18 protein-coding genes are annotated in these 21,432 nt (G+C 73.1%); 12 read left to right on the top strand and 6 right to left on the bottom strand.

What is annotated here, in order from left to right:
- Window positions 1–682 (top strand): DarT ssDNA thymidine ADP-ribosyltransferase family protein (locus AVP42_RS14220; RefSeq protein WP_067950175.1); only part of this gene is annotated, 682 nt, incomplete at its 5' end.
- Here AVP42_RS14220 and AVP42_RS14215 read toward each other — a convergent pair.
- Entirely contained in the window at window positions 603–1,271 is a 669-nt protein-coding gene (locus AVP42_RS14215) for a GtrA family protein (protein WP_157356857.1), read from the bottom strand. The genes AVP42_RS14220 and AVP42_RS14215 overlap by 80 nt on opposite strands.
- A 116-nt stretch (window positions 1,272–1,387) precedes the next feature.
- Between AVP42_RS14215 and AVP42_RS14210 the strand changes: the two genes are divergently transcribed.
- The 3 genes from AVP42_RS14210 (at window position 1,388) to AVP42_RS14200 (ending at window position 4,417) form a co-directional block, all read left to right on the top strand.
- Complete coding sequence (locus tag AVP42_RS14210) at window positions 1,388–2,479, top strand: 5-(carboxyamino)imidazole ribonucleotide synthase (RefSeq protein WP_231878645.1); 1,092 nt, start codon at window positions 1,388–1,390, stop codon at window positions 2,477–2,479.
- A gap of 94 nt (window positions 2,480–2,573) precedes the next feature.
- Complete coding sequence (purE, locus tag AVP42_RS14205; protein WP_067950182.1) at window positions 2,574–3,041, top strand: 5-(carboxyamino)imidazole ribonucleotide mutase; 468 nt, start codon at window positions 2,574–2,576, stop codon at window positions 3,039–3,041.
- Window positions 3,038–4,417, top strand: coding sequence for an LCP family protein (locus AVP42_RS14200; protein WP_067950172.1), 1,380 nt, complete (start codon window positions 3,038–3,040; stop codon window positions 4,415–4,417). The genes purE and AVP42_RS14200 overlap by 4 nt, the downstream gene beginning before the upstream one ends.
- Window positions 4,418–4,436: 19 nt before the next feature.
- Here AVP42_RS14200 and AVP42_RS14195 read toward each other — a convergent pair whose 3' ends face one another.
- Window positions 4,437–5,576: a glycosyltransferase gene (locus AVP42_RS14195; protein WP_067950170.1), complete on the bottom strand. Its 1,140-nt coding sequence runs from the start codon at window positions 5,574–5,576 to the stop codon at window positions 4,437–4,439.
- Window positions 5,577–5,720: 144 nt separating this feature from the next.
- On the opposite strand from AVP42_RS14195, the gene AVP42_RS14190 reads away from it, so the two are divergent.
- The 6 genes from AVP42_RS14190 (at window position 5,721) to AVP42_RS14165 (ending at window position 13,497) form a co-directional block, all read left to right on the top strand.
- Complete coding sequence (locus AVP42_RS14190) at window positions 5,721–6,671, top strand: glycosyltransferase (protein WP_067950168.1); 951 nt, start codon at window positions 5,721–5,723, stop codon at window positions 6,669–6,671.
- Window positions 6,668–7,507: a glycosyltransferase gene (locus AVP42_RS14185; RefSeq protein WP_231878644.1), complete on the top strand. Its 840-nt coding sequence runs from the start codon at window positions 6,668–6,670 to the stop codon at window positions 7,505–7,507. Before AVP42_RS14190 ends, AVP42_RS14185 begins: the two co-directional genes overlap by 4 nt.
- 247 nt (window positions 7,508–7,754) lie before the next feature.
- Entirely contained in the window at window positions 7,755–10,031 is a 2,277-nt protein-coding gene (locus AVP42_RS14180) for a VCBS repeat-containing protein (RefSeq protein WP_197467034.1), read from the top strand.
- A 66-nt stretch (window positions 10,032–10,097) separates the two neighbouring features.
- Entirely contained in the window at window positions 10,098–11,207 is a 1,110-nt protein-coding gene (locus AVP42_RS14175) for a glycosyltransferase (protein WP_067950164.1), read from the top strand.
- A gap of 29 nt (window positions 11,208–11,236) precedes the next feature.
- Complete coding sequence (locus AVP42_RS14170; protein ID WP_067950162.1) at window positions 11,237–12,370, top strand: hypothetical protein; 1,134 nt, start codon at window positions 11,237–11,239, stop codon at window positions 12,368–12,370.
- A complete protein-coding gene (locus AVP42_RS14165; RefSeq protein ID WP_067950160.1) occupies window positions 12,367–13,497 on the top strand; it encodes a glycosyltransferase in 1,131 nt (376 codons plus the stop codon). The genes AVP42_RS14170 and AVP42_RS14165 overlap by 4 nt, the downstream gene beginning before the upstream one ends.
- A gap of 6 nt (window positions 13,498–13,503) precedes the next feature.
- Here the strand turns inward: AVP42_RS14165 and wecB are convergent, their stop codons facing one another.
- On the bottom strand, window positions 13,504–14,571 hold the full coding sequence (gene wecB / locus AVP42_RS14160; RefSeq protein ID WP_067950158.1) for a non-hydrolyzing UDP-N-acetylglucosamine 2-epimerase: 1,068 nt from the start codon (window positions 14,569–14,571) through the stop codon (window positions 13,504–13,506).
- 43 nt (window positions 14,572–14,614) lie between these two features.
- Between wecB and AVP42_RS14155 the strand changes: the two genes are divergently transcribed.
- Both AVP42_RS14155 and AVP42_RS14150 read left to right on the top strand, forming a co-directional pair.
- Entirely contained in the window at window positions 14,615–15,700 is a 1,086-nt protein-coding gene (locus AVP42_RS14155) for a glycosyltransferase family 4 protein (protein ID WP_067950155.1), read from the top strand.
- A complete protein-coding gene (locus AVP42_RS14150; RefSeq protein WP_067950153.1) occupies window positions 15,693–16,760 on the top strand; it encodes a glycosyltransferase family A protein in 1,068 nt (355 codons plus the stop codon). Before AVP42_RS14155 ends, AVP42_RS14150 begins: the two co-directional genes overlap by 8 nt.
- Window positions 16,761–16,818: 58 nt before the next feature.
- Here the strand turns inward: AVP42_RS14150 and AVP42_RS14145 are convergent, their stop codons facing one another.
- Genes AVP42_RS14145 through glf form a run of 3 tightly spaced genes read right to left on the bottom strand, consistent with a single transcriptional unit; the run spans window position 16,819 to window position 21,356 of the window.
- Window positions 16,819–18,111 carry a nucleotide sugar dehydrogenase gene (locus tag AVP42_RS14145; RefSeq protein WP_067950151.1) on the bottom strand — a complete coding sequence of 431 codons (1,293 nt, stop codon included), beginning with the start codon at window positions 18,109–18,111 and terminating at the stop codon, window positions 16,819–16,821.
- Between the two features lie 34 nt (window positions 18,112–18,145).
- Window positions 18,146–20,146 carry a DUF6541 family protein gene (locus AVP42_RS14140; protein WP_067950149.1) on the bottom strand — a complete coding sequence of 667 codons (2,001 nt, stop codon included), beginning with the start codon at window positions 20,144–20,146 and terminating at the stop codon, window positions 18,146–18,148.
- Between the two features lie 19 nt (window positions 20,147–20,165).
- The gene (gene glf, locus AVP42_RS14135) at window positions 20,166–21,356 is read right to left on the bottom strand and encodes a UDP-galactopyranose mutase (protein WP_067950146.1); all 1,191 of its coding nucleotides are present in this window, start codon (window positions 21,354–21,356) and stop codon (window positions 20,166–20,168) included.
- Window positions 21,357–21,432: the final 76 nt, after the last annotated feature.

The raw sequence follows: 21,432 nt of genomic DNA, 5'->3' as shown, positions 1-21,432 counted from the left end.
TGCCGCGCGCGGGTCGAGCGCCGGCGCCGAGGCCCCGGTCGACGCCGCCGCGACCCGTCTCTTCCACGTGACCCACATCGACAACCTCGGCCGCATCCTCGGTGCCGGCGCGCTGCTCGCCGACGCGGGCGACCCGCCGGCCGAACCCGCGGTCGACCTCGCCGCGCCCGCGGCGCGCGCGTTCCGCCGGTCCGCCTCGGTCGGCGAGTCCGGCGCCCGGGTGGCGGAGTACGTGCCCTTCCTGGTCAGCACCGACGCCCACGTGTGGGAGTCCATCCGCACCGGGACGCCCGACCCCCGGCTGAACGCCGAGGCGGTCGGCCACCCCATCGCCGATCACGTGATCCTCGTCACGTCCGTCGGTGCGGCCGCGGGTGCCCGGCTGCAGGCGCCCGGGCATGTCGTGGTGTCCGAGACGGATGCCGCGGTCGGGGGCGGCTCGTTCGCCGCCACCTGGGCCGAGGCCGAGCGGACCCTCGTGCGCCTGACGCTCGCCGACGACGGCGCGGGACTGCGCGCCGCCGAGGTCCTCGTGCACGGCGCCGTGCCGCTCGAGCGGATCGCCCTCGTCGCCGTGGCCAACGACCGCGTGCGCGACCGGGTCAGGGCCGCGCTGCAGGCGGTGGGGTCGAAGACCCGGGTCGCCGTGTATCCGCCGTGGTTCCAGGCGGCGGCCGAGTAGCGGTATCCGCCCCGCCCCACCCGGGAGCAGGGTCGCCGCCGCCGACCTCGGGGGCGGGCTCGAGCGGCGGCTCCTCGAACAGGGCGCGCTGCGCCTCCTCGACGCGCGCCAGGTTCGACAGGCCGTCGGCGCGGTGGTGGCCGAACACCCAGTAGCGGTAGAGCAGGAAGCGGAACGCGGTGCCGAGCGCGAGCCCGACGACGTTCGTGGCGATGTTGTCGGCGAGCAGGCTGGTGAATCCGAGCAGGTGGTGGCTGATCCACAGGCACAGCAGCGCGATCGCCATGCCGCCGACCGACACGACCGCGTACTCCGCGAACTCGCGGAGCGCGTGGCGGCGCCGGTGGCGGCGGAAGGTCCAGTAGCGGTTGCCCAGCCAGTTGAACACGATCGCCACGGAGGTCGAGACGGTCTTCGCGCCGATCGCCGACTGCACCCACGTGCCCTCGCCGAGCACGCCCAGGCGGAGCGCGTTGAACAGCGCCACGTCGATCACGAGGCCGATGAGGCCGACGACGCCGAACTTCACGAGGTAGGCGAGGAACCCGTTCCACGCCCGGGACGCGAGGTCGCGGAACGTCGCTGGCATCCCTGAATCCTACGGCCGGGCCGCCATAGGATGGGGTGTCGCGGTGCACGGGGCGCCGCGGGGAGGAGCGTGCACGGGTGCGAGTCGGAGTGATCGGCGCGGGGCAGCTCGCCCGCATGATGATCCCCGCGGCGATCGAGCTCGGGGTCGAGCTCCGGGTCCTCGCCGAGGGCGAGGGCATGGCCGCATCGCTGGCCGCCGAGCGCGTCGGCGACTACACCGACCCCGACACCGTGCTCGCGTTCGCGCGCGAGGTCGACGTGGTCACCTTCGACCACGAGCACGTGCCGCAGCACGTGCTGCGGACCCTCGTCGACGCCGGCGTCGCCGTCCACCCCGGTCCCGACGCCCTCCGCTTCGCGCAGGACAAGCTGCTCATGCGCGAGCGGCTCGCCGAGCTCGGGCTGCCGGTGCCCGAGTGGGCGCGCGTGTCGACGCCCGACGAACTCGACGCGTTCATCGCCGAGCACGGCGGCGCCGCGGTCGTGAAGACGCCGCGCGGCGGCTACGACGGCAAGGGCGTCCGCGTCGTGCGAGGCGCGGCCGAGGTGGCGGAGTGGTTCGCCACCGTCGGCGAGGACGGCCGCGACGGCGCCCTCCTCGTCGAGGAGCTCGTCGACTTCCGGCGCGAGCTCGCGCAGCTCGTCGCCCGCCGCCCCTCGGGCGAGGTCGTCGCCTGGCCGCTCGTCGAGACGGTCCAGGTCGGCGGGGTGTGCAGCGAGGTCATCGCGCCGGCGCCGCGCTCCGCGGGCCGGCTCGCCGATGTCGCCGCCGATGTCGCCATCGCCGTCGCCGAGGGCGTGGGCGTGACGGGCGTGCTCGCCGTGGAGATGTTCGAGACCGTCGACGACCGCGTGCTCGTCAACGAGCTCGCCATGCGTCCGCACAACTCCGGGCACTGGACCATGGACGGTGCCACGACGAGCCAGTTCGAGCAGCACCTCCGCGCGGTGCTCGACCTGCCGCTCGGCGGCACCGGATGCCACGACGAGTGGGCCGTGATGGTGAACCTCCTCGGCGGGCCCGCCGAGGGCACGCTGACCGACCGCTACGCCGACGCGCTCGCCGGTCACCCGACCGTGAAGGTGCACAACTACGGCAAGGCGCCACGGCCGGGCCGCAAGGTGGGCCACGTCACCGCGATCGGGCCCGACCTCGACGAGGCGGTCTACGAGGCGCGGGCGGCTGCGGCGGCGCTGCAGGACTAGACCCGCGGGCGGGCTCACGGAATCACCCAGCCGGCGGCCCTACTATCGACGGGTGATCGCAGGCAATTCCCCCGCACCCCTCGTCGGCGTCGTCATGGGTTCCGACTCCGACTGGAACGTCATGCGCGAGGCCTCGGAGCTCCTCGACGAGTTCGGCGTCGCCCACGAGGTCGAGGTCGTCTCGGCGCACCGCACGCCCGAGAAGATGATCGCCTACGGCAAGGAGGCGGCCGGTCGCGGCATCCGGGTCATCATCGCGGGCGCGGGCGGCGCCGCCCACCTGCCGGGCATGCTCGCGTCGGTCACGACCCTGCCGGTCGTCGGCGTGCCCGTGCCGCTCTCCCGGCTCGACGGACTCGACTCGCTGCTGTCGATCGTGCAGATGCCCGCCGGCGTGCCCGTCGCGACGGTCTCGATCGGCGGCGCCAAGAACGCCGGACTCATCGCGGTGAAGATCCTCGCCACGTCCGACGACGCCCTGCGCGACGCCCTCGCCGACTACGCCGCCTCGCTCGCCGCGCTCGTCGAGCAGAAGAACGAACGCCTGAAGTCCAGCCGATGACCCTCGCCGCCAGTCCCATCCGGCACCCCGACACCGGGTCGCGCCCGCTCATGACGCGGCGCGGCTGGTGGCTCGTGGGGATGAACATCCTCATCCCCGGTTCGGCACAGGTGCTCGCCGGCGACCGCCGGCTCGGCCGATTCGGCCTCGGCGCGACGCTCGCGCTGTGGGTCCTGGTGCTCGCGGCGATCATCACGTGGTTCGCGGCGCCCACCGTGGTGTACACGATCGCATCGAACAGCATCGCGCTCTGGATCATCGCGCTCGGACTGGTCTTCTACGCCGTGCTGTGGCTGGTGCTCACGCTCGACACGCTGCGGCTCGTCCGCCTGGTCAAGGCGCAGCCGTCGGCGCGGGCGCCGATCGCCGCGCTCGCCGCCGTGGTCCTCGTCGTCGCCTCCGGCGGCGCCGCGTACGGCGCCTACCTTGCCACGACGGCGAGCGGCTTCCTGTCGACGGTCTTCGCGGCCGGCCCCAGCGAGCCGCCCGTCGACGGGCGGTACAACATCCTGCTGCTCGGTGCCGACACCGGGCCGGACCGCGAGGGCACGCGTCCCGACAGCATGACCGTGGCCTCGATCGACGCGCAGACCGGGCAGGCCGTGCTCATCGGCCTGCCGCGCAACCTCGAGGACGTGCACTTCCCGGCGGACTCCCCGATGGCGTCGGCCTATCCGAGCGGGTACGGCACGGAACAGGGGTGCCTGGTCGACGTGTGCCTGCTCAACTCGATCTACACCGAGGCCGAGGTCGTCACGCCCGAGCTCTACCCCGACGCGGCGAGCCGCAACAGCTCGCCGGGCATCGAGGCCATGCGGGATGCCGCGGAGGGCGTCACCGGCCTCACCATCCAGTACTTCGTCGTCATCGACATGCAGGGCTTCGAGGCGCTCATCGACGCGCTCGGCGGTGTCGAGATCACCGTCGAGGAGCGCCTGCCGATCGGCGGCGACGAGTACCTGCAGAACGTCGACGGCTGGGTCGAGGCCGGGACGCAGCGGATGAACGGCTACACGGCGCTGTGGTACGCGCGCTCCCGGTACAGCGGCACCGACTACGACCGGATGGAGCGCCAGCGCGTGCTGCAGGAGGCGATCCTGCGCCAGTTCACGCCGGCGAACGTGCTCACGAAGTTCCAAGCCGTCGCGCAGGCGGGCGCGGAGACGGTCCGGACCGACATCCCGCAGTCGATGCTCGGCTACTTCGTCGACCTCGCCGGGAAGACCCGGGAGCTGCCGGTCGCGACGGTCGAGCTCACGCCCGACGCCGGGGTCGACCCGGCGTACCCGGACTGGGACCTCGTGCACGCGCTCATCCAGGACGCCATCACGACGGCGACCGCGGAGCCGACCCCGCCGGCGCCCCAGGCCGGCTGATCGCCTCGAGGTCGAGCGGCTACAAGTCGGCGTGCAGCTGCCAGACCCGCTCGGCGGAGTCGCGCCAGTCGAACGCCTGCGCCCGGTCGGTGCCGGCGATCGAGAGTCGCTCGGCGACGTCGCGCTGCTCGACGACGGCGGTGATCGCCGCCGCGAGGCGCTCGACGTAGCCCCCGCCGACACCGACCGGCACGGCGATGCCGGCATCGGCCGAGACCTCCAGGTAGGCGGGCGTGTCGGAGTGGATCACGGGAGCGCCGAGGCGGAACGCCTCGATGAGCGCCGTGCCGTCGCCCTCGTCGTGGCTGGGCGCGACGACCGCGGTCGCGCGCGAGAGCACGACCGCGTGCTCGGCGGGGTCGTCGGGTTCGACCGCGACGACGCGCGCCGGCGCCACGCCGGCCTCCTCGGCGACCGTGGCCAGGTGCTGTTCGCCCCAGGTCTGCGGGCCGATCACGACGAGGGGGATCTCCGGCACGCCGGGCCGGCCGAGCGCGTGCAGCACGTCGACCACGCCCTTGCGCGGCTCGAGGGTGCCCTCGACCGCGAGGTACTCGGCCGGGAGCCCCAAGCGCCGCGCGACCTCGTCGGCGTCGCCGGGCACCTCCAGGCCGGGTCGGGGCGCCGTGCCGATGACGCGCACGCGGTCGCCGAGGTCGACGACCTGGGCCAGGCGCTCGGCGAGGGCGTGCGTCGGCACCACGACCGCATCCGCGTGGCGTCGCGCCCGCTTCAGCATCGCCTTCTGCCAGGCCACCGACGCCGACGTGAGCGACTCGGGGTTGGTCCAGGCGAGGACGTCGTGCACGGTCACCACCACCTGCTCGCCCGGGACCGTGCGGTCGTGGCGGCGCAACGGCGCGAACAGCGTCGGCGCGTGGATCATGCCGCCGCCCGGCGAGGTCGTCAGGCCGAACTGCCAGGCCGCCGCGAGCTCGCGACGCGCGAGGCTCGACTTGTAAAGGCCCGACAGCCCGGGGAACGCCTCGAGGATCCGGTCGTAGTCGCTCGGCAGCGAGCTGGAGACGACGCCCTCGACCTCGCACCCGCGCGGCGCGGTCGCGATGAGCGCGCGCGTCAGGGCCTCGGTGTAGCGGCCGGTCGGCCCGGGAACGGGCGCGACGAACTGGTCGACGATCACGCGGAGCGTGGTGGCCATGCCCCTCCTCGGATGCTCGTGCGGCGGCCCGTCAACTGTAACGTCCGGGGCCGGTCGCCGTGCCCCGGCCGCGACCCTGTGGACGGCGACGACGTGCGGACAGGGCAAGATGGATGGGTCCCGTCCCACCGAGAACGAGAGCGAATGAGCCACACCCCTGCGTCCGCGCGCGTCGTCGCGGTGGTCGTCGCCTACAACCGCCGCGACCTGCTCGCCGAGGTGCTGGCCGCCCTCGCCGCCCAGGAGTCGCCGCTCGAGCGCGTGGTGGTCGTCGACAACGCGTCGACGGATGCCTCGGCCGACGTCGCCCGCGCGGCCGGCGACCTCGTCGACCTCGTCGAACTGCCGAGGAACACCGGCGGGGCCGGTGGCTTCGCGGCCGGCATGGCCGTCGCCCTCGCCGATCACCGCCCGGACTGGATCTGGTTGATGGACGACGACACCGTCCCCGAGCCCGCCGCCCTCCGGGAGCTGCTCGCCGGGGTGTCCGGCACCGACGCCGTCGTCGCGGGCTCGCGCGTCGAGTGGTTCGACGGCACCGAGCACCCGATGAACACGCCGCGGCCGAAGCCGTTCGCCGCGCGCCGGGAGCGGCGCACGGCCGCCGAGCGCGGCGTCGTGCCGATCCGCAGCACGTCCTTCGTCTCGATGCTCCTGCGGGCGGACGTGGTCCGCGAGATCGGGCTGCCGATCGCGGACTACTTCATCTGGAACGACGACTTCGAGTACTCCACGCGGGCGCTCCGCGGCCGCCGCGGCGTGCACGTCCCGGCATCCGTCGTCGTGCACAAGACGCGCGTCCTGGGTTCGACGGATGCCGACCCGGGGGCGCGGTTCTACTACGAGGTCCGCAACAAGCTGTGGATGTTCCGCCGGTCGCGGAGCCTCGCCGGCTGGGAGAAGCTGCTCTACGGGGGCTCGAGCGTGCTGCGGTGGGTGCGCACGTTCGCGCGCTCGGCCGACCGGTCGGTGCTCGCCGACGGCTGGCGTCGCGGATGGCACGACGGAACCCGCTACCGTCCGCGGCCGAACGCCGACGCGCTCGCCGGGCTCGGCCGCGCCTCCGACGCGATCGCGGCGGTGGAGGCGCCGTGAGCGAACCGTTCAGCCTCCTGATGGCCGTGTACCGGGGCGACCATCCGGTGCACTTCGCCAAGGCGTTCACCTCGAGCGTCGAGGCGCAGACGCGACGCCCCGCCCAGGTCGTGCTGGTCCAGGACGGACCGGTCTCCCCCGGGCTGGAGGGCGCGATCGAGACGGCGATCGCCCACTCGCCCGTCCCCGTCCTGCACCACCGCATCCAGGAGAACGCGGGCCTCGCGCACGCGCTCGCCGAGGGGCTCGCCCGCTGCGAGCACGACATCGTGGCCCGGATGGACGCCGACGACATCTCGCTCCCGGAGCGCTTCGCGGCGCAGCTGCCGCTCATCGAGGGCGGACTGGATCTCGTGGGCACCGGCATGCTCGAGTTCCTCGACGACGACGGCTCGATCGTGGGCCGACGCGTGCCGCGCACCGAGCAGGCCGAGATCGAGCGGTTCGCCCGCTTCCATGACCCCTTCAGTCACCCGACGGTCGTCTACCGGCGCAGCGCGGTCGAGCGCGCCGGGGGATACCAGCCCCTCGGCCTCATGGAGGACTACTGGCTCTTCGCGCGCATGATCCACGCCGGGGCCCGGGTCGGGAACCTCGCCGAGCCCCTGCTGATGTACCGCGTGGGCGACGGCGCCTACGCGCGGCGCGGCGGCCGGGCCCAGTGGAGCAGTGAGATGCAGCTCCAGCGCGCCCTGCGTCGCATCGGCTTCACCACCCGGCTGCAGTACCTCCGGAACGTCCTCGTCCGCGGCACCTACCGGTTCGTCCCCGAGCCGATCCGGCGTCGCGCGTACCGGCGCCTCATCGCCCGCGGATCGAGTTCCGACCACGCCTGAACCGCCCGGCGGCATCCGTCGGCGCGCTCGCGACGCCCGCTCGCGCCGGACGGGACGCGCCGCCCGCGATGCGACGCGCCGAGCCGGAATACCCCCCGGGGCCCCCGGCATCCGCTTACCATGAGGCCCGTGTCCCTGCGTGCAGGGGCGGTTCGGGGGGAATGACATGGCGTCGGTACGTGCGGTGTTGACGACGGCGGGGGTTGTGGTCGCGCTGATCGCGAGCGCGCTCACGGCGCAGGTGACGATGCCTGCGCAGAGCGCGGCGGCGGCGGCGGATCCGAAGGACTTCAACGCCGGGATGATCATCAGCGACCAGGTCTTCTACGACAGCTCGACGATGACCGCGGCGCAGATCCAGTCCTTCCTGAACGCCCGCGTGCCCACCTGCGCGAGCGGCTACGTGTGCCTGAAGGACTACTCGCAGGCCACGACGAGCCAGCCCGCCCGCAGCGAGGGCTGCGCCGCGTACGCCGGCCAGGCGAACGAATCCGCCGCGCTCATCATCTACAAGGTGGCGCGCGCCTGCGGGATCAACCCGCGCTCGCTGATCGTGCTGCTCGAGAAGGAGCAGGGCATCGTCACCGACTCGTCGCCGTCGTCGCGGCAGTACCGCTCGGCCACGGGCTACGGCTGCCCCGACACCGCCGACTGCGACGCCAACTACTACGGCTTCTTCAACCAGGTGTACAACGCCGCCTGGCAGTTCCGGAAGTACCGTGCGAACCCGGGCATCCGCGCCTACCAGGCGGGTCGGTACAACACGATCCTGTGGCACCCGAACACGGCGTGCGGATCGTCGCAGGTGTACATCCAGAACCAGGCGACGGCGGGCCTGTACATCTACACGCCCTACCGCCCGAACGCGGCGGCGCTCGCGAACCTGTACGGCACGGGCGACGCGTGCTCGAGCTACGGCAACCGCAACTTCTGGAGGCTCTTCACCGACTGGTTCGGCTCGACGAGCGCGCCGGCCGCACCGCCGCCCGCGCCGCTGTCCACCGACCAGATCCCGATGGTCTACGCCGTCGACGGCGCCGGGGCCATGTACCTCTACCCCGGGTCGGGTACGGGTGGCTGGCGACCGCGCGTGCAGGTCGGCAGCGGATGGAACAACATGAAGTTCATCGACGGCGTGGGCGACGTCACCGGTGACGGCTACCGCGACGTCATGGCGATCGACGCGGCCGGGACCCTGCGGACCTACCCGACCGACGGCCGCGGGAACTTCCGGAGCCCCGTCGAGGCCGGGACCGGGTTCCAGAACGTCACCGCGATGTTCGCCGCGGGCGACTTCGACTCGGACGGCGACCAGGACCTCTTCACGCGGGATGCGGCCGGCGTGCTGCGCCTGCACATGAACAACGGCAACGGCACGTTCGCGCCGCCGAAGCAGGTGGGCATCGGCTGGAACGTGTTCACCACGTTCGTCGGCAGCATCGACGTGAACGGGGACGGCAACCCCGACGTGCTCGGTCGCGCCGCCGACGGCGCCCTGTGGCTCTACGCGGGCGACGGCCGTGCCGGATGGAAGCCGGCCCAGCGGGTCGGCACCGGCTGGAACGTGATGACCAGCATCATCACGCCCGGGGACTTCGACGGCGACGGACGCGACGACCTCCTGGCGCGCGACGGCGCCGGTGGCCTCTACCTGTATGCCGGCAACGGCACGGGAGGCTGGCGCGCACCCAAGCTCATCGGTAACGGGTGGAACGGGATGGCGCTCCTCGCCGGTCCGGGGGCGAAGTCCGGCCGGGTGGTCCCGCTCACGACGGGCATGGGCGACCTCACGGGCGACGGCACGCGCGACCTCATCGCGCAGGCCTCGGGCGTCGGCACCTGGATCTACCCGTCGAACGGGTCGGGCGGTTGGCTGCCGCGTCGGACGGCGCCCGGCGAGTGGGGTGGCACGAACCTCGTGTTCGGCGGAGGCGACTGGGACGGCGATGGGCGTCGCGACGTGTTCGCGCGCGACACCGCGGGCGACCTCTGGCGTCACGCGAGCGACGGCAACGGCGGGTTCGCCCCTCGAGTGAAGGCCGGCAACGGCTGGGGCGGCTTCACGGCGGTGTTCGGCGGCGGCGACGTCGACGGTGATCGCGATTGGGACATCATGGCCCGCGACAGCTCGGGGGTCCTCTGGATCTACCCCGGCAACGGCGCAGGCGGGTTCGAACCCCGCGTCCGCGTCGGCGGAGGCTGGGAGACGATGCGGTGGGTGTTCAGCCCGGGCGACTTCACGGGCGACGGGCGCCCCGACCTCATCGCGGTGACCAGCGCGGGCGAGATGCGCCTGTACGCGCGCACCGCGACCGGGTACGCGGCCCCGACCGTGATCGGCAGCGGCTGGCAGGGCATGACGTGGGTGGGCAGCCCCGGCGACCTCGACGGCGACCTCAGGGCCGACGTCCTGGCCCGCAGCTCCGACGGCGTGCTCCGGCTGTATCCCGGCAACGGCCGGGGCGGATGGCTGACCGTGCGCCAGGTCGGCAGCGGATGGCAGTCCATGACGCTCATCGGCTGACCGGGCGCCGGGCTGCGCGGGGCGGTTCCGCTAGGATCGTCGGGTGTGCTCCGTGAGGTCAGGCGAGTGACCGCCGCCGGTCCCGTCGCGGAGGTCGTCATCGCCGTTCACGACGCGCGGCGCCCAGTCGGACGGGCGATCGGTTCGATCGTGGGCGAGCCCGGAGCGGGCCGCCGGCCCGGTGCGCCGGCGCGCGCGCGGGTGACCGTCGTGTGCCACAACATCGAGGCGTCGGCGTTCGCGGCCACGGTCGAGCGGTTCGCCGATGCCGACGTGCGGTGGCTCGAGCTGCACGACGGCATCCGCAGCCCGGCGGGCCCCTTCAACCACGGACTCGCCCGTGCGGAAGCGCCCTACGTGAGCGTCATGGGCTCCGACGACTGGTTCGACCCGGGCGCGGTCGACGCCGCGGTCCGCCACCTCGAACGCGACGCCCCGCAGGTGCTCGTGCTGCCCCTGCGCCATCAGGACGGCCCGCCGATGGCGAACCCCCTCAGCCGCCGCGGACGGCATCGCCGGCTGGACCCCGTGAAGGACCGCCTCGCCTACCGCACGGCGCCGCTCGCCTTCATCGACCGGCGACTGGTCGACCGGCTCGGACTCGAATTCGTGCCGGGGCTCCGCTCGGGCGAGGACGCCCCGTTCTCGGCCCGCCTCTGGAACTTCGCCGAGCGCATCGACTTCCACCCCGCCGACCCGGGCTACGTGATCGGCGCCGACGCCGCCGTGCGGGTGACGACCGCCCCGATGGACGTGGAGGACGAGCTCGCCCCGTACCTGGGGCTCTTCGCCGAGCCGTGGGTGGCCGCCATGCCCCCCTCCCGCCGTCACGCGCTCGTCGTCAAGACGCTGAGGATCCACCTCGTGGGCGGGCTGGTCCGGCGCGCCGAGGCCGACTCGCTCGGCCCCGGCGAGCACGAGGCCTATCGCTCGCTCGCGCAGGCGGGACTCTCGATCGCGCCGCGCGCGCTCGATCCGATGTCGCGGCGCGACCGTGCCATCCTCGACCTCCTCGTCGCCGAACGGCCCGCGGAACTCGGCGCGCTCCGGGAAGCGGGCCGGCGCCGCAACCGCGCGGGTCGCGCCGACCGGCTGCTCACCCGCGACCTGCGGCACGCGCTCGACCGGGAGTCCGACCTGCGCCGGCTGCTCAGGTACGTGGGGTGGCCGCATTGAGCACCGCACCGGTGCATGAGAGAGGGACGATGACCAAGCCTGCGCTCCTGATCCTGTCGTTCTCGCCCATCGCCGGCGACGCGCGCGTGCTGAAGCAGGTGCGCCTGTTCCGCGACCGCTACGCCGTCACCACCTGCGGGTACGGCGAGGCGCCGGAGGGCGTCGAGCACATCCGGATCCCCGACGGGCTCTCGGTCACGGCGCTGAACGGCCGGCTCATCACCCTGCGCTGGTATCGGCGCGCCTTCTGGAGCCTTCCCGCCGTGCGGTGGGTGCGCCAGGCGCTCGCCGGACGACGGTTCGACGCGGTGCTCGCCAACGACCTCGAGGCGGTGCCCCTCGCGCTGCGCGTCGCCGACGGCGGTCGCGTCCACGCCGACCTGCACGAGTACGCGCCGCGGCTGCACGAGGAGCACGCCGCATGGAATCGCCGCATCCGCCCCTTCGCCGAATGGCTCGCCCGACGCTACGCGGCGCGTGCGGCATCCTGGACCACGGTGGGCGCCGGCCTCGCGCGGGAGTACGAGCGCCAGTTCGGCTTCGCGCCCGCGGTCGTGACGAACGCCGCGCCCTACGCCGACCTCCAGCCGGGACCCGTCGGCGATCCGATCCGTCTCGTGCACAGCGGGGCGGGCCTCGGCAACCGCAACCTCATGACCATGGTGGAGGGCGTCGAGCTCGCCCGGCGCGAGGTGACCTTCGATCTCTACCTCACGCCCAACGACCCCGCCTACCTCGACCGCATCCGCCGCCACGCCGAGCACAGCACCCGGGTCCGGCTGCACGACCCGGTTCCCTACGACCGCCTCATCGCGACGCTCAACGAGTACGACGTCGGCGTCTTCGTGCTGCCGCCGGTCAACTTCAACTACCGCTGGGCGCTGCCCAACAAGCTCTTCGACTACATCCAGGCGCGCCTGGGCATCATCGTCGGCCCCTCCGAGGAGATGGCGCACTACGTCCGCGAGCACGACCTCGGCGTCGTCGCCGACGATTTCACCGCCGAGTCCCTCGCCCGCGCCATCAATGCCCTGGACGGCGACGCCGTCCGCCGGATGAAGCTCGCCTCGCACGCCGCCGCGCCGGTCGTGTCGGCGGAACGCGAGGTCCACGGATGGGAGACCGCGATCGATCGACTGCTCGGGGCCGGGAGCCCCTCGTGAGCCGGCCCTCGCTGCTGATCCTCTCGTTCTCCGACATCCGCGGCGATGCCCGGGTCCTCAAGCAGGTTCGCGAATTCACCCGCGACTACGACGTGACCACGTGCGGGTACGGGGCGGCGCCGGACGGCGTGGTCGAGCACCTGCGCATCCCGTCCGACGCTCCCGCGTGGCGCTTCGACCGGGTCGCGCTCGTCCTCCGACGGTTCGAGCGGGCGTACCGCGGCAACCGCGCCGTCGTCGAGGCGCAACGGCTGCTCGGTGAGCGCACCTTCGACGTCGTGCTCGCCAACGACCTCGACACCGTGCCGCTCGCGATCGGGCTGCGACCGCGCGGGGGCGTCCACGCCGACCTGCACGAGTACACCCCCCGCCAGCGATACGAGGACCTGCGGTGGCGGATCTTCTTCGCCCCGCTCATGGCGTGGCTCGTTCGCCGCTACGTGCGTCGCGCCGACTCCGTAACGACCGTGGGGGAGGGCGTCGCCGCCGAGTACGAGCGCGTCTTCGGCATCCGCGCGGGGGTCGCGACGAACGCCGCCCCGTACGTCGCCGCGGCGCCGACGCCGGTCGGCGAGCCCATCCGGCTCGTGCACAGCGGTGCCGGCCTGCGCAACCGCAGCATCACGCTCATGATCGACGCCGTGGAGCGCGCGACGAGGCCCGTGACGCTCGACCTATACCTCACCGAGAACGACCCCGGCCTCATCGCCGAGATCCGCGACCGTCAGTCGGAGCGCGTCCGACTGCACCCGCCCGTGCCGTACGCCGACCTGATCCGGAAGCTCGCCGAGTACGACGTCGGCGTGTTCGTGCTCCCGCCGATCAACTTCAACTACCGCTGGGCGCTGCCCAACAAGCTGTTCGACTTCGTGCAGGCGCGCCTCGGGATCATCGTCGGCCCGTCCCCGGAGATGGCCGGCGTCGTGCAGCGGCACGGACTCGGCACCGTCACCGCCGGATTCGACGCCGACGACCTGGCCCGCGAGATCGACGCGCTCACGCCCGAGCGCGTCGCCGAGTGGAAGGCCGCGTCCGACCGGGCCGCCACGGAGCTGTCCAGCGAGACCCAGGTCGCCGTGTGGCGTCGCGCGATCGACGCGCTGGCCGCGCGTGCGCGCTCGGCGTGAGTCGGCTCAGCGGGCGCGGCGTACCAGTTCGTCGATGACGCGCTCGGCCGCCCGCCCGTCGCCGTAGGGAGCGGCATCCGTGGGCTGCGGCGCGGCACGGCCGACCGCGTCGCGGATCTCCTCGGCGCCGTTGGCGAGCACGTTCCAGCCCAGCTCGACGGTCTCTACCCACTCGGTCTCGGTGCGCACGGTCGTGCACGGAACGCGCAGGAGGAACGCCTCCTTCTGCAGTCCGCCCGAGTCGGTGACCACCCCGCGCGCCGACAGGACGGCGTTGATGAGGTCGGGGTAGGCGAGCGGCGCGTGCGAGACGAGCGAGCCGGCGTCGAGGTCGATCCCGTGCTGCTGGGCGCGCGCGATGACGCGCGGGTGCGCGAGCAGCACCACCGGGTGGTCGATGGTCGACAGGGCGTCGACGATCATGCGCAGCCGCGCCGGGTCGTCGGTGTTCTCGGCGCGGTGGATGGTCGCCACGGAGTAGCCGCCCGGCTCGAGGCCGAGCTCGTCGACGAGCTCGACCGGACGGCCCTGCTGCGCGTCGCGAACCTGCATCAGGACGTCGGTCATCACGTCGCCGACGACCACCGACCGGGCGGCGAGGCCCTCGTCGGCGAGGTGACGCGCGGCCACCTCCGTCGGCGCGAGGAGGAGGTCGGCGGCATGGTCGGTGAGCACGCGGTTGTGCTCCTCGGGCATGCGACGGTTGAAGGAACGCAGCCCGGCCTCGAGGTGGGCAACCGGAAGATGCAGCTTGACCGCGCTCAGCGTCGCGGCGAGCGTCGAGTTGGTGTCGCCGTAGACGAGCACCCAGTCGGGCGCGTGCTCCTCGAACACCGCGTCGAGGGCGCCGAGGATCGCGCCCGTCTGGACGCCGTGGCTGCCCGAGCCGACGCCGAGGTGCACGTCGGGTGCGGGGATCCCGAGGTCGGCGAAGAAGACGTCCGAGAGCATGGGGTCGTAGTGCTGCCCGGTGTGGACGATCTCGTGCTGCACCCCGGCGGCGGCCGCCGCGTGCGCGATCGGGGCGAGCTTGACGAACTGGGGGCGCGCGCCGACGACGCTGATGACCTTCACGGGCCCCGATTCTACGGTGACGGGCCGGTGCTAGCGTATTCGGGTGAAGGTCCTGGTCGTCACCACGTGGTTCCCGTCCGCGTCCGCACCGGCCTCAGGGGTCTTCGTCCGCCGCGACGTCGAACTGCTCCGGCGCACCCATGAGGTCGACGTGCTGCACCTGCATCCGCATGGTGCGGTGGGGCCGACGGATGCCGCGCCCGGCGTGCGCCGGCTGGCGATGTCGACGTCGAACCCGGTCGACATCCTGCGGGCCTCCCGCGCGCTGCGGGCCGGACTCGCGCGCTACGACCTCGTGCACACCATGTCGCCGTCGGCGCTGCTGCCCTTCGCCCCCCTGCGGGTGCGGATCCCGTGGGTGCACACCGAGCACTGGTCGGCCCTGCTCGATGCGTCCACGGTCGGCCTTCCGGCACGCCTCGGCCTCGGTGCGGCGCTCCGGCTGATGCGGCGGCCGGACGTCGTCGTGGCCGTGAGTTCGGCGCTCGCGGAGCACCTCGAGGCGAGGCTGGGCCGGACCGTCGAGGTGATCCCGAATGCCGTCGACGCCCCGGAGCAGCCCCGACCGCGCCCGCCGGCCGGCGGACCGCTGCGTCTCGTCGCAGTCGGCGGACTCATCCCGCGCAAGGGCCCCGATCTCGCCGTCGAGGCGGTCGCCGAGCTGCGACGACGCGGACGCGATGCGCGACTCCGGTGGATCGGGGACGGCCCGTCCCGCGCCGAGATCGGTGCGCTCGCCAGGCGGCTCGGCGTCGACGACGTCGTGGACTTGCCCGGCGGGTTGGCGCCCGAGGGCGTGGCCGCCGCGCTCGCGGAATCCGACCTCTTCCTGCTGCCGACCTCGGTCGAGACCTTCGGCGTGTCCATCGCCGAGGCGCTCCTCAGCGGCCGTCCGGTGGTCGTCGGGGCGAACGGCGGCCAGCGGGACTTCGTGGCCGAACCCGACGGCATCCTCGTGGCGGAGCGCACGGGGATCGCCTACGCCGATGCCGTCGAGCGCTCGCTGGAGCTCGCCCGGGACCGCTCGGCCGACGACATCGCCGCACCGCTCCGATCGCGTGTCAGTCCCGCGGCCCGTGCCGCAGCCTACGATGCGGCCTACCGCCAGGCGGTGCTCGCCCATGGCTGAGCCGGACGTCGACGTCGTCATCGCCGTGCACGACCCCGCGCGGGCCATCGACCGGGCCGTGGCCTCGGTGCTGCGATCGTCCGCGGCGGTCCGCGTCACGGTCGTCTGCCACAACGTTCCGAGCGAGGCGATCGCGGGGCGGCTCGGGGCACTGGCCGACGATCCGAGGGTGCGACTCATCGAGCACCACGACGGCATCCCGAGCCCGACCGGCCCGTTCAACGCCGGCCTGGATGCCGCCACCGCCCGGTTCACCTCGGTGATGGGGTCCGATGACGAGCTGGAGCCCGGGGCGATCGACGCCTGGCTCCGCGTCGCCGACCGTGACGATGCCGACGTCGTCATCCCGCCGCTCCGGCACGCCGGCGGAGCGACGATCCCGACCCCGCCCGTCCGGCCCTGGCGCTCGCGGCGCCTCGATGGCGTCGCCGATCGCCTGAGCTACCGCAGTGCGCCGCTCGGACTGGTCTCGCGAGCCCGGTTCGCGGACGTGCGCATGGCCGTCGGACCGCGTGTGGGAGAGGACCTCGAGTACTCCGGTCGGCTGTGGTCGTCGGGCGCGGCCATCAGCCTCGCCCGGCGCGCGCCGGCGTACCTCGTGCACGACGACGCGCCGACCCGCGTCACGTTCACGCCGCGGCCGATCGCCGACGAGCTCGCCTACCTCCCGCTCCTGCTCGAGGCCCCGTGGCTGGTCGGGGCGCCGCGGCCGCACCGGACGGCCTGGGCCGTGAAGATGTGGCGCATCAACGTCTTCGGCGCCCTCTTCTACCGCAGCGGACACGCCTGGGCCCCGGAAGACCGGCGTGATCTCTCCGTCCTGGCGACGGCGCTCGCGGCGTTCGCCCCGGACGCGCTGGAGCGGCTCTCCCGCCTCGAGCGCGCGCTCGTCGACGCGGCCGGCGACGAGGCGGTCTCCGACGACGATCTCAACCGGCGGGCGCGCGAGCGCCGGCGGTTCGCCAGCCCCGCCGCCCTGCTGCCGCGCCGCCTGCGGTACCTCGGCGCCCGCGAAGCGCCGTTGCGCTACATGATCGCCACGGTGCTGGCGCGGCGGTGACGGATGCCGCGGGCCACGGATCCGCGCGCACGCGGGCGCCGCGCGGCATCCGCTCCGATCAGGCCCGGCCGATGACCCGGTAGACCACGTCGTCGCCCCACGCCTCGGGGGTGCTCACGCGACGGCCGTCGATGAACGCCCGCACGCCCGGCAGGTCGGCCGGGGCGAGCGAACGGTACTCGGCGTGGTCGGCCTGCACGATGGCCGCGTCGATGTCGTCGCCCAGGTGGTAGGGCGTGAAGCCGAGACCGGCGAGCTCGTCGTCGGTGTACAGCGGGTCGTGCACCAGCACCTCGGCACCGCGGCGCTGCAGCGACGCGACGGCGTCGAACACCCCCGAGAACGCCGTCTCCTTCACGCCGCCGCGGTAGGCGGCGCCGAGCACCACGACGCGGAGGCCGGCGAGCTCGCCGATCGCGCCCTCCAGCATGCCGACGGCGTAGTCGGGCATGTCGAGGTTGGCCTCGCGCGCCGCGCGCACCACGGTCGCCTCGGGATCGTTCCAGAGGTAGAGCCGCGGGTACACGGGGATGCAGTGCCCGCCGACCGCGATGCCCGGCTGGTGGATGTGGCTGTACGGCTGCGAGTTGGACGCCTCGATGACCTTGTACACGTCGATCCCCGACTTCTGCGCGAAGCGCGCGAACTGGTTGGCCAGTCCGATGTTCACGTCGCGGTAGGTCGTCTCGGCGAGCTTCGCGAGCTCCGACGCCTCGGCGGAACCGAGGTCCCACACGCCGTTCGGGCGAGGGAGGTCGCTGCGCTCGTCGAAGTCCAGGACGGCCTCGTAGAACTCGATCGCGCGCTGCGCGCCCGCCTCGGAGAGGCCGCCGACGAGCTTGGGGTACTTGCGCAGGTCCTCGAAGACGCGGCCCGTGAGCACGCGCTCGGGCGAGAACACGAGGTGGAAGTCGCGGCCCTCGACGAGGCCCGAGGTCTCCTCGAGCATCGGCTTCCAGCGACCCCGGGTCGTGCCGACCGGCAGCGTCGTCTCGTAGGCGACCAGGGTGCCGGGCGCGAGGTGCTCGCCGAGCGAGCGGGTCGCGGCATCCATCCAGCCGAAGTCGGGCCGCGCCTCGGCGTCCACGAACAGCGGCACCACGAGCACGACCGCGTCAGCGCCGGGGATGGCGTCGGCGTAGTCGGTCGTCGCGCGGAGGCGGCCGGCGGGCACCAGCTCCGAGAGCTGCTCCTGGAGGTGCGCCTCTCCGGGGAACGGCTCGATCCCGGCGTTGACGAGTTCGACCGTGCGCGGGTTCACGTCGACGCCGACGACGTCGTGGCCCTTCGAGGCGAACTGCACGGCCAGCGGCAGTCCGATCTTGCCCAGGGCGATGACGGCGATCTTCACAGTGATGCTCTCCTCTTGGTGTGTGCGACGCGGCTCAGCAGCCCGTCACCTCGTACAGTCTCGCGTCGCCCCGCTCGGCCAGCAACGAGAGGGCGGCGGGGTCGCGCGGCAGGTCCGTCAGGCCGGGGTACAGCTCGGCGCGCGCGTCGCCGATGAACAGCATGCGGTCGTCGGAGTCGATGACGTGGGTGACGCCGAGCTCGGCGGCCGCCGCGCAGGCCTCGGGCGCGCCGTCGGCGAGCCCCTCGGCGATCGCGCGGTGCGCCTCGGGGTAGGCGCCGCCGACGTGCGGGAACAGCGCCTGACGGCCCGTGAACGCGTACACGAGCGCGCTGCCGTTCCACGGATTCCCGGCGATCACCGCGTCCTCGGGTACCAGCTCGGCGACGTCGTCGAACAGGGCCAGCTCGTCCGGGTTCACCGAGGGGCTGTCGGCATCGAGGCGATAGGCGTCCGCGAGGTTGCCGTCGATGCTCCGGATCGCGCCGAACTGGGTGCCCACGACGGCGATCGCGGCGACGAGCGACAGCACGGTCGCGCGCAGGGCCGCCGATGGCTCCGCACCACGGCGTCGTGCCAGTCGGTCGAGGCCGGCGCCGGCCCAGTCGAGCGCGAGCACGAGGCCCACCACGGCCAGCGGCACGGCGACGACCGGCCCGAGGGCGGCCAGCCGGAACGCATCGTTGTACCAGAGCCCGGTGATGGCCGTGCGGAGCGGACCCTCGGGCCAGCCGTTCGCGAACGCGAAGAGCGTCGCGGCGAGCAGCCACGAGGCCACGAGCCAGCCCGGCGTGCGCCGGAGCAGCAGGCCGCCCACGACACCGATGCCGACGAGGAGGGTGACCACCCAGCCGACGGTGATGTCGAGCGGGCTGTTGCGGAGGGCCTCGGCCAGCGAGACGTAGAACGGCCGCACCGACGGCCAGCCGTTGTCGCCCGTCTGGAACCGGGACCAGATGAACGCCTCCACGGCGAACACCGCGAGCGTCGCTGCGACGATCAGCACCCGTCGGGACGGGCGCGTCGCGGTGCGGACGCCGCGCACGGCGGCCGCGATGACGAGCGGCGCGCTGAGCACGAAGATCGAGAACAGGGCGTTGGGGTGCGCGAGCGTCGCCGCGACGACCGCGACGAGGGTCGCGACACCCCACGCGAGGGGCGATGCCCCGGCATCGAGGCGGGTGGGCGGAAGCCCCGCGTCATCGGTCCGGCGCGTGATGCCGACGAGCCGAGGAGCGCTGCCGCCGACCGCGCCGACGAGCGAGCCCAGGGCGACGGGGACCAGTGCGATCGCCAGGGAGTTCGGGTAGAGCACGCCGTACCAGGCGAGCAGGTAGGGGAACGCGGCGAACCCGGCGCTGAGGGCTCCGGCGAGGGCGAGGACCAGCGGGCGCGGCCCGAACAGCATGCGGGCGAGGAAGACGCAGGCGACCGGCCACACGACGGCCGCGACGACGACGGCGAGCGAGTTCGCGGCGACGACCGGATCGGCACCGGCCGCGGGCATCACGAGGGCCGCGAAGGCGTGCCACGTCGTCGGGTAGAAGCCCGACGAGGCGCCGGGCGTCGTCATCGTCATGTGGAAGGGCGAGGCGTCGCCCGTGTCGGCGATCCACCGCACGGCGTTGAGGTGGAAGATCGCGTCGTAGGTCTGCGACGGGTTGCGCGGCGAGCCCATGCCGGGCAGCAGCGTCGCCAGGATGAGCGCGGCCCCCGCGGCGAGACCCGCGGCGGCGGGCAGCAGCTCGGACCAGCCGCCGGCGTCCCGCGACGACGGGCGACGCGACCAGCGACGCAGGGCGAACCCGACGAGGCCGCCGACGACCGCCAGGATGCCGACGGGCAGCAGGCCCCAGTCGAGCCCGACGAGCGGCGCGGCGATCGACGCGGCGCCGACGATGCCGACGGATGCCGCGACGGCCACGCCGAGGAACGCGACGCCGCGCAGTCCCAGCAGCAGCGCGAACGGCGCACCGGGGACCACGAACAGCACGATCGCGACCGCGATCGCGGGCAACGCCTCGATCCAGCTCATCTGCGGGCGGGGACCTCGATCACGCCTCGCCGTCGCCCGACTCGAGCGGGCCGGAGCCCTCGAGGAACGGACGCAGGCGGTTGTCGAACATGGTCAGGGCGGAACCGATCGCCATGTGCATGTCGAGGTACTTGTAGGTGCCGAGCCGGCCGCCGAAGAGGACGTCGCGCTCCTGCTTGGCGAGGGTGCGGTACTTCAGGAGCCGCTCGCGGTCGGCGGCGGTGTTCACGGGATAGTACGGCTCGTCGCCCTGCTCGGCGAAGCGCGAGAACTCCCGCATGATCACCGTGCGGTCGGTGGGGTACCAGTCGCGCTCCGGGTGGAAGTGCCGGAACTCGTGGATGCGCGTGAAGGGGACATCGGCGTCGGGGTAGTTCATGACGCTCGTGCCCTGGAAGTCGCCCGTGGGCACGACCTCCTCCTCGAAGTCGAGCGTGCGCCACTGCAGGGCGCCCTCGGCGTAGTCGAAGTAGCGGTCGACGGGACCGGTGTAGACGACGGGCACCTGCCCGACCGCGTTGCCCTTCGAGAACGGCTGCGACTCGTCGAAGAAGTCGGTGTCGAGGTGCACGTCGATGTTCGGGTGGTCGGCCATGCGCTCGAGCCACGCCGTGTAGCCGTCGGTGGGCAGGCCCTCGTACGTGTCGTTGAAGTAGCGGTTGTCGTAGGTGTACCGCACCGGAAGTCGGGAGATCACCTCGGCGGGCAGCTCGCTCGGGTCGGTCTGCCACTGCTTGGCGGTGTAGTGCTTGATGAACGCCTCGTACAGCGGGCGTCCGATGAGCTGGATGCCCTTGTCGTTGAGGTTCTGCGGGTCGGTGCCCGCGAGCTCGCCGGCCTGCTCGCGGATGAGCTCGCGCGCGGCATCCGGCCCGTACGCCGACCGGAAGAACTGGTTGATCGTGCCCAGGTTGATGGGCATGGGGAAGACCTCGCCGCGGTGCTGGGTGTACACCCGGTGCACGTAGTCGGTGAAGGTCGTGAACCGGTTCACGTACTCCCACACGCGCTCGTTCGAGGTGTGGAAGAGGTGGGCGCCGTACCGGTGCACCTCGATGCCCGTCTGCGGCTCGTTCTCGCTGTAGGCGTTGCCGCCGATGTGCGGCCGGCGGTCGATGACGGTGACTCGGAGGCCGAGTTCGCGGGCCGCGCGATCGGCGATGGTGAGGCCGAAGAAGCCGGATCCGACGACGAGCAGGTCTGTGTTCACGGGGTGGGGGTTCCTCTCGGGACGACGATCAAGCGTACTCGACACCGCATCCGCGCTTCCCGTGAGGGTGCGACGG

This window comes from Agromyces sp. NDB4Y10, from assembly GCF_001620055.1.
GTDB lineage: Bacteria > Actinomycetota > Actinomycetes > Actinomycetales > Microbacteriaceae > Agromyces > Agromyces indicus.
The sequence above is the reverse complement of the archived record's forward strand: the minus strand, read 5'-3'. Positions and strand labels throughout refer to the sequence as shown.

Coding starts and splice junctions, on each gene's coding strand:
- AVP42_RS14215 (WP_157356857.1), bottom strand. CDS start 1,271: ATGCCAGCGACGTTCCGCGACCTCGCGTCCCGGGCGTGGAACGGGTTC.
- AVP42_RS14210 (WP_231878645.1), top strand. CDS start 1,388: ATGATGATCCCCGCGGCGATCGAGCTCGGGGTCGAGCTCCGGGTCCTC.
- purE (WP_067950182.1), top strand. CDS start 2,574: ATGGGTTCCGACTCCGACTGGAACGTCATGCGCGAGGCCTCGGAGCTC.
- AVP42_RS14200 (WP_067950172.1), top strand. CDS start 3,038: ATGACCCTCGCCGCCAGTCCCATCCGGCACCCCGACACCGGGTCGCGC.
- AVP42_RS14195 (WP_067950170.1), bottom strand. CDS start 5,576: ATGGCCACCACGCTCCGCGTGATCGTCGACCAGTTCGTCGCGCCCGTT.
- AVP42_RS14190 (WP_067950168.1), top strand. CDS start 5,721: ATGAGCCACACCCCTGCGTCCGCGCGCGTCGTCGCGGTGGTCGTCGCC.
- AVP42_RS14180 (WP_197467034.1), top strand. CDS start 7,755: ATGCCTGCGCAGAGCGCGGCGGCGGCGGCGGATCCGAAGGACTTCAAC.
- AVP42_RS14170 (WP_067950162.1), top strand. CDS start 11,237: ATGACCAAGCCTGCGCTCCTGATCCTGTCGTTCTCGCCCATCGCCGGC.
- AVP42_RS14150 (WP_067950153.1), top strand. CDS start 15,693: ATGGCTGAGCCGGACGTCGACGTCGTCATCGCCGTGCACGACCCCGCG.
- AVP42_RS14140 (WP_067950149.1), bottom strand. CDS start 20,146: ATGAGCTGGATCGAGGCGTTGCCCGCGATCGCGGTCGCGATCGTGCTG.